Annotated in this window: 12 protein-coding genes; 4 read left to right on the top strand and 8 right to left on the bottom strand. The window is 47.4% G+C overall.

Annotation, left to right across the window (positions count from 1 at the left end):
• Window positions 1-37 precede the first annotated feature (37 nt).
• The 4 genes from porE (at window position 38) to J4864_RS06770 (ending at window position 5,000) form a co-directional block, all read left to right on the top strand.
• On the top strand, window positions 38-2,131 hold the full coding sequence (gene porE, locus J4864_RS06785) for a PorE family type IX secretion system protein (protein WP_211815052.1): 2,094 nt from the start codon (window positions 38-40) through the stop codon (window positions 2,129-2,131).
• Window positions 2,132-2,205: 74 nt separating this feature from the next.
• The gene (locus J4864_RS06780; protein ID WP_211815051.1) at window positions 2,206-3,537 is read left to right on the top strand and encodes a methyltransferase RsmF C-terminal domain-like protein; all 1,332 of its coding nucleotides are present in this window, start codon (window positions 2,206-2,208) and stop codon (window positions 3,535-3,537) included.
• 14 nt (window positions 3,538-3,551) lie between these two features.
• A complete protein-coding gene (locus J4864_RS06775; RefSeq protein WP_007366547.1) occupies window positions 3,552-4,346 on the top strand; it encodes a thymidylate synthase in 795 nt (264 codons plus the stop codon).
• A 141-nt stretch (window positions 4,347-4,487) separates the two neighbouring features.
• Window positions 4,488-5,000 carry a dihydrofolate reductase gene (locus J4864_RS06770; protein ID WP_211815050.1) on the top strand — a complete coding sequence of 171 codons (513 nt, stop codon included), beginning with the start codon at window positions 4,488-4,490 and terminating at the stop codon, window positions 4,998-5,000.
• Between the two features lie 114 nt (window positions 5,001-5,114).
• Here the strand turns inward: J4864_RS06770 and J4864_RS06765 are convergent, their stop codons facing one another.
• From J4864_RS06765 to J4864_RS06730, 8 genes are all read right to left on the bottom strand, one after another.
• Complete coding sequence (locus tag J4864_RS06765) at window positions 5,115-5,990, bottom strand: hypothetical protein (RefSeq protein WP_211815049.1); 876 nt, start codon at window positions 5,988-5,990, stop codon at window positions 5,115-5,117.
• Between the two features lie 196 nt (window positions 5,991-6,186).
• The gene (locus tag J4864_RS06760; RefSeq protein WP_211815048.1) at window positions 6,187-8,418 is read right to left on the bottom strand and encodes a GH92 family glycosyl hydrolase; all 2,232 of its coding nucleotides are present in this window, start codon (window positions 8,416-8,418) and stop codon (window positions 6,187-6,189) included.
• A gap of 31 nt (window positions 8,419-8,449) precedes the next feature.
• Window positions 8,450-9,619, bottom strand: coding sequence for a DUF1972 domain-containing protein (locus J4864_RS06755; protein ID WP_211815047.1), 1,170 nt, complete (start codon window positions 9,617-9,619; stop codon window positions 8,450-8,452).
• Between the two features lie 19 nt (window positions 9,620-9,638).
• The gene (locus J4864_RS06750; protein WP_246479496.1) at window positions 9,639-10,475 is read right to left on the bottom strand and encodes a LicD family protein; all 837 of its coding nucleotides are present in this window, start codon (window positions 10,473-10,475) and stop codon (window positions 9,639-9,641) included.
• Between the two features lies 1 nt (window position 10,476).
• Entirely contained in the window at window positions 10,477-11,214 is a 738-nt protein-coding gene (locus tag J4864_RS06745) for an SDR family NAD(P)-dependent oxidoreductase (protein WP_211815045.1), read from the bottom strand.
• Window positions 11,211-12,557, bottom strand: a complete 1,347-nt coding sequence (locus J4864_RS06740) for a Gfo/Idh/MocA family oxidoreductase (RefSeq protein WP_036854305.1) — start codon at window positions 12,555-12,557, stop codon at window positions 11,211-11,213. Before J4864_RS06740 ends, J4864_RS06745 begins: the two co-directional genes overlap by 4 nt.
• A gap of 11 nt (window positions 12,558-12,568) precedes the next feature.
• Complete coding sequence (locus J4864_RS06735) at window positions 12,569-13,528, bottom strand: capsular polysaccharide synthesis protein (RefSeq protein ID WP_211815044.1); 960 nt, start codon at window positions 13,526-13,528, stop codon at window positions 12,569-12,571.
• Between the two features lie 9 nt (window positions 13,529-13,537).
• On the bottom strand, window positions 13,538-14,623 hold the full coding sequence (locus J4864_RS06730) for an acyltransferase family protein (protein ID WP_246479495.1): 1,086 nt from the start codon (window positions 14,621-14,623) through the stop codon (window positions 13,538-13,540).
• Window positions 14,624-14,656: the final 33 nt, after the last annotated feature.

Raw genomic sequence — 14,656 nt, 5'->3', positions numbered from 1 at the left:
AAGCAATAAATCGGCAGCAGAAGCGTTATATCAGAATATGAAACATCTAAGGTTTCGGCACATACTCCACAGGCGGCAGAAGCACGTTCTTCTGGCCATCGGCATCACGGTGATGCTGGCAGCTTGCGGCGTAGACCGCAATATAAAGAAAGGTGAGAAGTTCCTTGCCTTGGGCGAATATTATGACGCTGCCGTACAGTTCAAGACGGCTTATCAGCGTACATCTCCCAAGGACAGGCGCCAGCGCGGCGAACTGTCATTGAAGATGGCGGACTGCTACGACCACATTTCGTCATCGCAAAGGGCCGTCGCCGCCTACCGGAATGCCATCCGGTATAAGCAGGATAACGGCGAGACACACAGGAAACTGGCAGAGAACCTGATGAAGAACGGCAGCTATGCAGAAGCCTTGAAGGAATATCACATTGCCCTTGACTCGCTGCCTGATGCCCCGGGCATCGCTCAGGGACTGCAGGCCGCCGGGAAAGCCGCCGCCGAGAAGGCGCACGGTTCGAAGTACATCGTGAAACGGATGGACGTATTCAACTCCCGCCGGCAGGACTACTCGCCCATGCTGGCCGGCGACAAATCTGAACAGCTGTATTTCACGTCGACACGCAATGAGGCGAAAGGGGACGGACTGAGCGGGATCACGGGAGTAAAGACCGGGGACATCTTCCTGAGTGAAAAGGACGAAAAAGGCAAATGGAGCCCGCCGAAGGCCATTGAATCCGGCCTGAACACAGAGGCAGACGAGGGTACACCCGCCCTCTCCGCAGACGGCAGGGAAATGTACATCACGCAGTGCCTGACCGATCCCAGCTACCCGCGTTACGCCCAGATAGCCGTCAGCAACCGTTCGGATGCGGCATGGGGAAAGGCTACGAAGCTGGAAATCAGCCGTGACACCCTGTCGAGTTTCGCCCATCCTGCCGTGTCGCCGGACGGGAACTGGCTTTACTTCACCAGCGATATGCCCGGCGGGAAAGGCGGTCTCGACATCTGGCGGGTACGCCTCACAGGCGGAACGACAGGAGGGGCGGAAAACCTTGGAGAGCCCGTCAACACGCCGGGCGACGAGGAGTTTCCGACATTCCGGCCGAACGGCGACCTTTATTTCTCCAGCAACGGACATGGCGGGCTGGGCGGACTTGACATCTACATCGCCAAGGTGGGCAGTGACCGCCGTTACCATCTGGAACATCCGGGCTATCCGCTCAACTCGCAGGGGGACGACTTCGGCATGACCTTCGAGGGGCTGCACAACCGGGGCTTCTTCTCCTCCAATCGGGGAGACGGCCGCGGATGGGATCACATCTACAGCTTCGAACTGCCTGAAATCATACAGACCGTCAAGGGATGGGTCTATGAGATGGACGGTTACGAGCTGCCGGCCGCACAGGTGTTCATGGTGGGCGACGACGGAACAAACCGGAAACTGGCCGTCAAGGGTGACGGCTCTTTCGAGCAGGAGATACAGCCCGGTGTCAATTACGTTCTCCTTGCGACCTGCAGCGGCCATCTGAACCACAAGGAGGAAATAAGGGTCAGTCCGGTTGAAGCATCCAGGGAATATACCCTCCAGTTCCCGTTGGCAGGCCTGCATGTACCTGTACTGATCGACAACATCTTCTACGATTTCGACAAGGCGACACTCCGACCGGAATCTGAAAAGGCGCTGAACGAACTCGTCAAGCTGCTGGACGAAAATCCAAATGTGACGATAGAACTTTCAGCCCATACCGATTACATCGGTTCTGCCGAGTACAACAAGCGGCTCTCACAGAGGCGTGCGGATGCAGTGGTGGCCTACCTCACCGCACACGGCATTGCCCGCGACCGTCTCACACCGGTAGGCTATGGGAAGGAACGCCCGAAGAAGATACGCAAGAAGCTCACCGAGAAGTATCCCTGGCTGAAAGAGAATGATGTCCTGACCGAAGACTTCATCAGGAAACTCGACAAGGAGAAGCAGGAGACAGCCAATCAGCTGAACCGCCGGACTGAGTTCACGGTTCTCCGTACCACCTACGGCATGTTTGACGAAAAGGGAAACCTGAAGCAGCAGCCCAAGCCGAAGGCAAAGAAGGACGATGCCGACGACGAAATCATCATCGACCTCAATTCCTGATTTTCCATCATTGCTTACCACCGCCTATCATCACCTATCATCGCTTATCACCGCCCCCTCACCACCCACCGCCCATGACAGCAGCTCCCACTCCCCTACCCCCCGCCTTCGCAGCCTACACCCGCACGCTCTTCGGCGACACCCTCTTCCAGACCTTCCTCGAAGCAATGGGAAGGCCGGCTCCCGTGAGCATCCGGCTGAATCCTTTCAAGCTGCCGGAAGGCGGCTGTAAGGTCCGTGCAGCACTCGACCCAAAGCCGATTCCGTGGTGCAAAGAGGGATATTGGCTGGAGAGCAGACCCAATTTCACGTTCGATCCGTTGCTCCATGCCGGTGTCTATTACGTACAGGAGGCATCGTCCATGTTTCTGTCCCATGTCCTGCGCCACTGGGTGAAACATCCCGTCATGGCACTCGACCTGTGTGCCGCACCGGGTGGAAAGACGACCTGCGCACGCACAGCCCTGCCCGAAGGGTCTTTCCTTTTCTCCAATGAGCCTGTCGGCAGAAGGGCACAGATACTGGCAGAGAACGTGCAGAAATTCGGTCATGGAGACATTGCCGTCACACAGAACTATCCACGTGACTATAAGAAGTCGAAGCTGGTCTTCGATGTCATCATAGCCGATGTCCCCTGTTCGGGAGAAGGAATGTTCCGCAAAGATCCGCAGTCCATCGCAGAGTGGAGCACGCAGAACGTGGAGAACTGCCGGCAGCTGCAGCGCAGCATCATCGCCGACATATGGGACAACCTGAAGCCGGGAGGTATCCTCGTCTACTCTACCTGCACCTTCAATGCCCACGAAGATGAGGAGAATGTGGCGTGGATACTCCATGAATACGGTGCAGAACTGCTTCCCGTACCTACCAAGGAGGCATGGAACATCACGGAATCGCTTGTCGGAAACCCGCTGAAGAACGGACACGCATTCCCGGTCTACCGCTTCATCCCGGGCAGGACACGTGGCGAAGGACTTTTCATGGCGGTCATCCGCAAACAGGGTGTGGACGAGGCATTAAAGCGCAACACGGAAATACCGTATGGAAAAGCCGTCGCCGAAGCGGGCAGACACCTGCGGGTACTGTCGCACGGGGTGAAGGAAGGGATACTGAAAGGGAAGACCCTCGTCCCCGACCACACACTGGCACTCTCCTGCACTGCCGACAGATCGGCCTATCCAAAGGTTGAGACCGACTATCCTACAGCTGTCGCCTACCTCCGGCACGAGGCGGTCATACTGCCTGACGATGCGCCGCATGGAATTGTCCTCCTCACATATAAAGGGTATCCGATAGGCTTCGCAAAGAACCTCGGCAACCGTGCCAACAACCTCTATCCGCAGGAATGGCGGATAAAGAGCAGCCATGTGCCGGAGGCACCGGCTGTCCTGACGGAAAGAACATAATCATACAAAGAAATATGCAACAATACCTCAACCTCCTCGACCGCATCCTCACGGAAGGAATACAGAAAGGTGACCGCACCGGAACCGGGACGCTCTCCGTCTTCGGCAACCAGATGCGCTTTGACCTGCGGGACGGTTTCCCGCTGTTGACGACAAAGAAACTTCACCTGAAGAGCATCATCTATGAATTGCTATGGTTTCTGAAAGGGGACACAAACGTACATTATCTCCAGGAACATGGTGTGAGAATATGGAATGAATGGGCGGACGAGAACGGTAATCTCGGGCCTGTCTACGGTCACCAGTGGCGTTCATGGCCCGACTACAAAGGGGGAACCATCGACCAGATCAAGAATGTCGTGGAAATGATACGCAACAACCCCAACTCACGCCGTATGCTGGTCACAGCCTGGAATCCGGCAGAGGTCGACGAGATGGCACTCCCTCCCTGCCACTGTCTGTTCCAGTTCTATGTGGCCGACGGAAGGCTCTCCCTCCAGCTCTACCAGCGTTCGGCCGACACCTTCCTCGGCGTACCTTTCAACATCGCCTCTTATGCCCTCCTGCTGCAGATGATGGCGCAGGTGACAGGGCTGGAAGCCGGCGAGTTCGTCCATACGACTGGCGACACACACCTCTATCTGAACCATCTTGAGCAGGCAAGATTACAGCTCACACGTGAGCCGCATCCCCTGCCGAAGATGAAAATCAACCCGGCTGTCAAGGATATTTTCAGCTTCGAGTACGAAGACTTTGAACTGACCGACTACCACCCCTGGCCTCATATTTCCGCAGAGGTGTCAGTATAAAATACCTCCCACACCCTACAACCCTCCCACATCCCCTCCCTCTGAGGGGCTTGGGGAGGCCTTCCTCCCTTCGGAGGTGGTTGGGGAGCTCTTCCTCCCTCGGAGTTGGGGAGGCTTTCTTCATCACCTATCATTCCCATCATGAACATCAACATCATCGCCGCCGTGGCAGCCAATCGTGCCATCGGCTACCAGAACGACATGGTCTACTTTATCCGTGAAGACCTGAAAAGATTCAAAAAGCTGACAACGGGACATACCGTTATCATGGGGCGCAGAACCTTTCACTCCCTGCCGAAAGGGGCACTGCCCGACCGCCGGAACATTGTACTGAGCCGGACAGCAACGACGTTCTCCGGATGTGAGGTCTATCCTTCACTCGACGAGGCCCTAAGTCATGTCAGTGCCGACGAACAGGTATTCATCATCGGCGGAGCCACTCTCTACAAGGAAGCCCTCGCCCTCGCCGACCGGCTTTACCTTACTGAAATCGCCGCAACCCCTCTCCATGCCGACGTGTTCTTCCCGGCTTACGATGATGGCACCTGGACGGTAGAGGCGCAAGAGGAACATCCTGCCACGGCCGACCATCCTGCTTACACCTTTGTCAACTATATCCGGAAAGAACAGAAACAGGCCTATGTCGGGGTCTAACCCAAGTTTATTCCCCTTTGCTTCCCATATCGAAAGAACCAAAAAGTCCCGCCAACTTCTCAGTTGGCAGGACCCCATTCAAGTATATATGAAGCTATAGAAAAGCGATTTCTCTTACCTCATGTGCAGTCGGTTTACTGAACCGGTGCTGTTCTGCACATAGTTGTTCTGCTTGGCGGATCCGAAGGATGCCTGGCCGGCAGCCCTTGTCTGGACACCTGGAGCAGCTTTGGCACTTGCAGGACGCTGACGGGCAAAGTCGAACTTCATCACATCAGTTGTATTGGTACTGTAGGCTGTACCATAGAAGGTGTCATACCCTTTTACCGACTCATAGCCTAAGTGGAAGCCCTCCCTTTTATCCTTGCTGTCTAAAACGAAAACGGTACCCGACCTGCTGTATTTGATGTAGATGTTTCCATCATTGTTGACATACCATGAGAAGGCAAGTGTCTGCTGGTTGCCCTTTGCATCCGTGTCTACCTCGACACCATTCCCGCTCAAGGAATTGGCAGAAGAGCTGTACTGGAAGAACTTCATGTTTGCTGTGAACCTGTCACGCTTGCGCTGCTTTGTCTTGTCGTCCGTGTACTCATAGGTCACGTCACCTTCCCACTCTCCGGTCAGCATCTGAGCCTCTGCTACCAGCTGGCTGTTCTGTGAATTCTGCTGTCCGTTGTAGTTGTTGTTCCAGTTGTAACCGCCTTGGTTGTAGTAGTTCCAGTAGGCAGAACGTCCGCTCCCTATCGCGTCCATGAACTGATAGAACTCCTCTGTGTTAGCATCAGGATAATGGTAATAGAACCAGTTATAAGCCGTGTAATAGTCAGAACCGTTAGGATACTTATAGTTGTAATTGCGCACGGCATTCGTTACCAGATCGTCGTAATAATATCCGTTGTTCCAAGGATCGTCATCATCGCAGCTCGTAAACACCATGGGACTTGCAACTACGGCAAGTGCCAGGAAAAACTTAGTGACTCGTTTCATATCCGTATTCTTTTGTGAGTATTTACCGTTTCTTATCTTATCTGATGCAAAATTACACAAACATGATGACGAGAAATATGTAAATACACTATTTGAAAGTAGGGAAATCCCTATTTACAACGAAAATCCCAGTCATCAGCATACCAGATAAAGGTCAGATGCTGCTGACTGGGTGGAAGAATCAGACAGGATAAACTTATTTTACCGGTCTGTCGCTCATCGTGAAATCTATCATGGCACCGGCTTTCAACTGCTCATGTTCAAGATAATAATGTGGATAGGGCTGCCCGTTCATCATGATGCGCCGGATGTAACGGTTCGCAGGATGGTCCGTATCAGCATGGACAGTAAGAGTCTTTCCGTTTTCCAGATGTACCTTGGCCGTACGGAAACAAGGCGTACCGATCATATACCGTGTACTACCCGGACAGACAGGATAGAAGCCGAGTGCAGAAAAAACATACCAGGCAGAAGTCTGCCCATTGTCCTCGTCGCCACAATATCCGTCGGGCTGGGCCGTATAGAGGCGGTTCATCACCTCACGCACCCAGTACTGAGTCTTCCAGGGCTGTCCGCTGTAGTCGTAAAGGTAAATCATGTGCTGGATGGGCTGGTTGCCATGCGCATAGTTGCCCATGTTCATAATCTGCATCTCACGTATCTCGTGGATGGTGAAGCCGTAATAGCTGTCGTCGAAGACGGGAGGGAGGTTGAACACACTGTCCAGCATGACATTGAACCTGTCGTTCCCGCCCATCAGGCGGGCCAGCCCTTCAGGGTCGTGGAAGACGCTCCAGGTGTAATGCCAGCTGTTCCCTTCAGTGAAAGCATCACCCCACTTGAAAGGATTGAACGGTGACTGGAAAGTGCCGTCCTTGCTGCGCCCACGCATCAGGCCTGTCTCTTTGTCGAACACCTTCCGATAATTCATCGCACGCTCCTTGAACGGACGCAGTTCTTTGGCACTCTTTCCAAGTTTCAACCCCAACTGGTAGATACACCAGTCGTCGTAAGCATATTCCAGGGTACGGGCTACGCTCTCGTTTATCCCGACATCGTAGGGGACATATCCCAGCCGGTTATAGTATTCAAAGCCCTTGCGACCGGTTGAACGGATGACGGGGTGGACGGAATTGGCACCATGTACCACAGCCTTCCAGAGTGTCTCTATGTCATAGCCACGCAGCCCCTTGATGTAAGCATCGGCAACTACCGAAGCGGAATTGTTGCCTACCATGCAGTCTCTGTGCCCCGGACTTGCCCATTCAGGCAGGAAGCCGCTCTCCTTGTAAGCATTGACAAGTCCGGCCTGCATCTTCTCGTTCACCGACGGATAGACAAGGTTGAGCAGTGGGAAGAGCGACCGGAAAGTGTCCCAGAAGCCTGTATCGGTGAACAGATAGCCGGGAAGCACCTTGCCGTTGTACGGACTGTAATGGATGACACTGCCCTCCGCATCAATCTCGTAGAACGACCGGGGGAAGAGGACGGAACGGTAGAGGCAGCTGTAAAAAGTACGGAGATGGTCGATATTGTCGTCCTCCACCTCTATACGACCGAGCACCCTGTTCCATTCAGTCCTGCCCGCTTCCTTCACTTCATCAAACGACCTGCCCTCAACTTCCTTAAGATTACGCAGCGCCTGCTCGTCACTGATAAAGGATGAAGCTATCTGTACGTTGACCTGTTCGCCCCGTCGGGTGTGGAAACCCACTACCGCCATGGCATGATCGCAGGTTGAAGAGAGACTGCCGTCTTTCAGCATGCCGTCTTCCAGCGTACCGGTATAGGTGAAGGCATGATCGAAACGAAGGATAAAGTAGTTCTTAAATCCATCAGGGACTCCCCCGCTGTTCTTCGTCGTATAGCCGATAACCGTACGCCGGTCTGGCAGAATCGTCACCGATGATCCCTTGTCAAAAGCGTCCACTACGAAATAGGCCGTATCCCTATCAGGATAGGTAATGCGCACGGCTGCGGCTCTGCTGGTCGGAGCAATCTCTGCCGTGGCATCATGGTCGGCCAGATATACCTTATAATAATAAGGTGTAGCCGTCTCGGCTTTGTGTGAGAACCAGCTGGCACGTCCCTCCTCGTCAAACACCTTGTGCCCCGTCACCGGCATGATGGAAAACTGTCCGTAGTCGTTTATCCACGGACTGGGCTGGTGGGTCTGCTTCAGTCCGCGCATCTTGTCGGCGCCATAGGTATAGACCCATCCGTCCCCCATCTTCCCGGTCTGCGCCGTCCAGAAGTTCATGCCCCAGGGCAGGGCAACGGTAGGATAAGTGTTCCCTGTCGACAGTTCCGGTTTTGACTCCGTTCCCACCAGTGGGTTCACATAATCCACAGGACAATTCTGTGTCATCGCATTGACGCTAAAAGACAGCAGTAGCAATAAAAAAATGAATTGAAAATGTTCTTTCATGACATATTTTGAGTAAAGAGTCATCTTGCTTTTACCTGTTTCCATCTGAAGCACCCACAAAGTAAAATTTATTTTTTGCATCTTCAAGCATCCATCTGAAATAATCTTCGTGTTGATCTACCAAATGCTTCCAAGAGTATTCTGTCCGGATGACGTCAATATTAGCTACAATAAATTTATCTTTCTTTTTCTGAACTATCGAATCTATATCATTAAGCAAATGCATCACACTGTCAGTCGAATCATAATATTCAGCATTATGATCCAATACAGTCTTGTTGAAGATGTTGGCATGTGCAAGAATAAAGCAACCTGATGCCATTGCTTCCAAGAGGGAAGGATTGGTACCTCCAACACTATGTCCATGAAAATAGGCAAAAGAAAAGTGGCGGATGCTGTTCAGCTTATCAAAATCATAGATACCACCTACAAATCTGATGTTCTTGTCATTACCATAAATTTTTACTAATTGTTTCCCATGCTTCGTGGTTGTCTTACCCACAATGATCAAAGGTTTCCGACCATACTCTTTAGATTTTTTGTACCCTTCTATTGCCAACAGAACATTGTTCTCTGGTTCCATTCTGGCAACAAGTAGATAATAATTATTGGGCAACAAATTCAGACTTTCCAAATGTCGGACATCATAGTTGTCGTATATATTGGCACCATAGGCAAGAAACTTACTCTCCTTTCCATACATTTCTTTATAATAATCATGGATACCCATATTATCAGAAATGAGATAATGACTATGTTCTACCGCCTTACGCTCTTCCCAATGAATGAACTTCTGCACCCATTTATTGAATTTCGATCGTTTGAACTCCAGCCCATCCATATTTGTCGTAAACAAAGGTCGGTTGATATTCTTGACATTAAATCGAATGTATGCGGGGATAATGCTTGTATATCCAGCTTCATAGATAATATCGAAATCCTCATTGTACAGTGCATCTTTGATGCACGCATAATCATAAAAGAAACTCCCGACTGATCCGCCCATCCATTTCTCCGGCGAATAAATATGTTTGATATGAACACCATTATATTCATTCTTTTGATAAGGATGATAATGTGGTGAATAGACCGTTATATCATGACCACGCTCTGCCAGTCCTACAGAAATATATTCAGCAAACTGTTCAAAACCTCCATAGTTATTGGGGATACCACGTGTACTAATAAATGCAATTTTCATAGTTCTGATAATAAATGAGTTAACTTTCTTCTATCTTTTGTCCATGAATTTCCACTATGCGAAAATGTATTTTCCGCGCATTTACGGGAGGAAGTTGCATATAATCTCCATAAAGGTGATGCAAATACTTATCATACTCTTTTATACCCCGTATCTTTATATCTTCAAATTGATAAAAGGTTTCCTTTCCATACCAAGCTGTCGGAATCATCTCCACCGTCCTATATGCTCCCATGATATTACCAGAAACAACAGATGTCCACATATCGTATTTTTTCAAGATTTTATCAATCTTTTCTTTTTGCCGATAGGCATTAAACATCTTGTCTGTTGGGAGTAAAGTTATCACCCGTAGGAAAATCTTTTCGACAATGCCTCTTTTCCGTTCCTTGTCTATGCCATTCTTGTAATGCAATGCCATCATAGCTCTATGAATCATCAGCCTGAGAAAGTAGAGTTTTCTAAGCAGACTATTATCAGGCGAACCATCCAGAGGGAAAATATCAATGGAAACGTGCGTATACTTTCCCTCGGATTCATATCTGTTCTCCATCACCTTCGTTTCCACATCTTGTATTCTCGTGATATAATAATGATAGTCTTTATCCGTTTTGTAGTTGATTAATTTTAACGTCTTGCTAAGTGCTGATGGAGCTATCTTTAAAAAAAACTCATAATCTTCCCTCGGCATACCGAGATCAATATCATCATCCCATGGGATAAAACCTTTGTGCCTGATGGCACCAAGCATAGTGCCACCAAGAGCATAGTATTTGAGGCCATGCTCATCGCAGATCTTGATGACTTCTTTTAAAATGGCCATATCTGCCCTGTGAAGCTTTTCTATGTTTGTCATTCTACTTAACTCTATTTGATGCCACCTTATAATCATAGCTATGAAGTCCTTCTCTCCGGAAGTCGCTATGATAACGTTCTAATACTTCATGGAAAATTTCATCATATTGCGGAATGAAAAGGTCATCTTTGGCTTCTATATGTGAGAGAATCTCATTGGCAAGTGGTGCGATAGCAGCCAAATCCGTTTCACCTTGATTAAAACTTGTTCCCTTGATGGAACCGGGACTTATATTTAGTATGCGATTCGAACTTCCTCCCTTTTCAAGTTCCACATTGACACTTTCTATAAAGATTTTGAGAGCTGCTTTTGTAGCACCGTAAAGTGAGAAGAAAGGAGAAGACATAAAGCCAGCTATGCTCACCATGACTCCACAATAAAAATCTTCCTTCGAATTCAACTTATGATAAAAGTGCCTGATGATACGAATAGCAGAAATAGTATTTACTTTGAAGTATGTTGGAATTATCTTCTCATCGATATTTTCGAAAAGCGAGAGTCTGCCAAACCCAGCAGTAATAATAAGCCCATCAATACTATTGAAACCATCAAAGATACCGTAGTCCTCGTTCGTCAAATCAAATTGATGGTATTCCACTTTGGAAGAAAGAAGTCCACTGGGAACGGTCTTTTTATCAACTATATATACCCTTTCTGTCTCAGCTCTTTCTGAAAGGATCTTGGCCATAGACAAACCTATTCCGTTCGCTCCTCCCACAATCAATATTTTTTTCATCATATTTCCTTAAAGTTTATTCTATTTGTGAAGCTCTCCATAATTTCAGCCATAGCTATGCTCTCCTTCCTTCTAAGTCTTGCCGTACTGAAACGGTGATTGACTATACAGGAAATAAATTCCTGTATCTCATAACGCAGACCATCACCATCCCACTTATAAAAGAATTTTTTATTCTGATTCTGATCTTCATAGCGTAGTTCGTAATAATCTGTTTTCCACCAAGGAGCAGGCACATAAGCGTAACCTTTTGTCCCGGATATTACCAAATTACCCTCAGTCTTTACACCTAAACCTAATTTGAAAGAAGCCACAGCATTCTTGAATTTCATTACTCCCTTGGTATAAACATCCACACTATTCCTCATCCGGGAATACAGGTTTAAGTTTTCGTAATTCGTCCCCAATAACCGCACAATCGGAAGTAAAGGATAAGACCCCATTTCATAGAAAGAACCACCAGCCTGTCTGAAATCCAGTTCACGAAGAGAAGAATCCCCCCAGACTTTCGATTCAGAAGCATCTATATCAACCACCTCTCCTATCAGACCTGACTTTATCATAGTTATAAGATGGTTAAAGGCAGGACAATGAGCAGTTTTATTAGCTTCCATAAGTATGACCCCATTGGCCTCTGCCAGCTGATAGAGTTCTCTTGCTTGCTTTCCCTGCAACACCAAGGGGGTCTCACAAAGGACGTGTTTATGTTGTCCTATCGCATACTTTACCTGTTGATAGTGCAAGAGATGAGGCGTGGCTATGTAAACTGCATCAACACTATCCACAAGTTGTTCGAATGATTCGCAAATATTTTTAAGATTATCATCAGTAGCCAGCCTCTCTGCCTTTTTGTAATCGATATCATAAACACAAGTTACATCTACCTGACTTACATATTCAGCCTCCTTGGGAAATTTACGTGCTATCCGACCACAGCCAACAATTCCAACCTTGATATTGTCCTCCTGTTCCTTGCGCAACATTGTAGAGGATATACCTTCTGTTCGAGGTAAATAAACAACATCACAAAACTCCTTCAAATAGTCGAAATGTCCCTTCCAATCAGAACCAACAGTAAAGATATCTACGTTGTATTTCTGTATGTCGTCTATTTTTTGTCCGACATAGTCTTCAATGATTATTTTATCTGCCAGACCTGTTTTCCGTACAGCCTCGACTCGCTCAAGAACATTACTTTTAACATTGAGCTTACCCCGTTCCCTATCGAAATTATCATTTGTCACCCCGACAATCAGATAATCGCCTAAAGATTTTGCACGCTTTAACAAGTTGATATGACCCTGATGCAGCAGATCATATGTGCCGTATGTAATGACTTTCTTCATATTTAAACGTATTATGATGGATTTCCATTTCCATCATTTATGATCTTATCATAGAATGTTCCTTTCCTTATTGTATCTGCCTGTGGCAGCTTATAGCTGAGTTTATGGAAACATGACTGTCGTCTCCAGTCTTCCCACAGCCTTTCTTGGTATGTATTGAAGAAATGCAAAAGGAGCAGATGAGGAGTTTCGTTCGTATAAGGTGGTATTCTATCTGCTTCATCTGCATGATACTCGCATGCAAGCGTAAAGAAATGATGAAGAAGAAAATAATCCAGAAGCCTGTCATGCTTCTGCCAATACGCATAAAGCAGACTACGTGTAGTGCAAAGAATTCGGTTCCGTGGCCTTGCCCAAATACACCAACTGGACATTACCGTAGCATGCCCGTTTGCCCCAGGTTTCTGGGTCTGATAGACAAAAAGATCTGACTCAAGAATAACCTTGGGAATATTTCCATCTGTACACAAAACTGTGGCATCCAGCCATAACCCGCCATATCGGATAAGCAGCTCTACACGGAGGAGATCGGAGAAATGTGTAAGCGTAATTTTCCCCGCTTCTAACTTGTCCAAGATAAACTGAGGAAAGGAAACAAAGTCCTTATAGTTATCTCGGCTGATAACTATAATCTCCCAATCACAAAGCTGGTTACATACAGAATGATAACACTTCTGCACCAAATAAGGGGCACTATCCATTCCCTGCCACCAGAAAATCCAAACTTTCCTAATACATTGTAGATTTGACTGCATGGATTGTTCATTGGAAACAAGGATTTTCTTGTATTTTCTACGTAGATACTTGTAAGTCGTAAAGGATGCAGCCTCCCTGAAAAGCTCCAATCCCTTATTGGAAAAGCCGGTATAAAGAAGAAGGAAAGGAGCCTTAAAGAGGAATCCAGTCTGCAGATACTCTCTAAAAAGATTAACCCCTCCAAATCTTTTATACAAAGTAACAATACGGTTCATTGAATAAAGTCATTTCAAGAAAGCCAAAGCAGGAATACGATTGCCAGCGAATGGAAACAACACTTTCTTAACAACATAGCTGAACAACACTGTCATCGTGATTCCTAATATAAAATAAGCCCAATAAAGTACGATGGAGTCGCCAATCAGCTTGTCCAGATGCAATCGTTCCAGTACTCTAAACATCATCATGTGACATAGATATATTTCCATAGACAAAGAACTGAAAAACCTCATGATCCTATTGTCTAAAAATCTTCGGTTTTTCCAACAGATACCACCTGTCATTGCATAAAGAATCCAAAATGTAAAAGTCAATAACAGAAATATGATATTTTCTCCAAAGATCGTCGGTTTAATTATAATTTGCAGTATTGTACAGATACTACCCAACGTCAGGTATACAAACTTGTATCTTTTATTGCCAAGTTCCTTCCTGTATACATACAGCAGGCCGCCAGTAATAAAGAAAGGAAAACTAAACACAATATTATGCCGGCTATTAGCAATCTCGGACGGAAGCACGAACTGTTCCGTCAGATAATAGTTGACGACCAAAAGGTGCATAAGCAATGCCACTCCCCATGCGAACCATGCTCTCCATTTATTTTTCAAGAGATAGACGAACCAAGGAAACAACATATAAAAAACAAAAATAACTCCAATAAACCAGCCTACACCGATTACATGAATATCTGGATTGGGAAGAAAATTGAATGCTAATGTCAAATCGGAAAAACCTTGGACGAGTTCCTCCATAGAAGGATTCATCAACATATCTATAATGACAAGCAGGGAAAAGAAAGGAAAGATACGTTTGTAACGTTTATTAAAAAAACGTTCGACATCAAATGAAGTCCCTTCTTCACCCGAAGCAAAGTCATGGTAGTATCCACAACACATAGAGAACGCGCTCAAAAGAAAGAAAAGGAAAACGAACATTGTAAAGAACGGTATCACATCCTTATACAAAATGCTACTCTCTTCCAAAAAAGCAACGTCAGCCTTCCTCATATTTGCCATATAATGCATCATGGCGATACCGAAAGCACCTATTGCCCGTAAGCCATCAAAACTGTTGTATCTTCCTATCATATATCTGGTCAAAATTATATGCGACAATCAATT

It is taken from the genome of Prevotella multiformis (assembly GCF_018127985.1).
Lineage (GTDB): Bacteria > Bacteroidota > Bacteroidia > Bacteroidales > Bacteroidaceae > Prevotella > Prevotella multiformis.
Note: the sequence above shows the minus strand (reverse complement) of the source record. Positions and strands in the feature narration are given on the sequence as shown.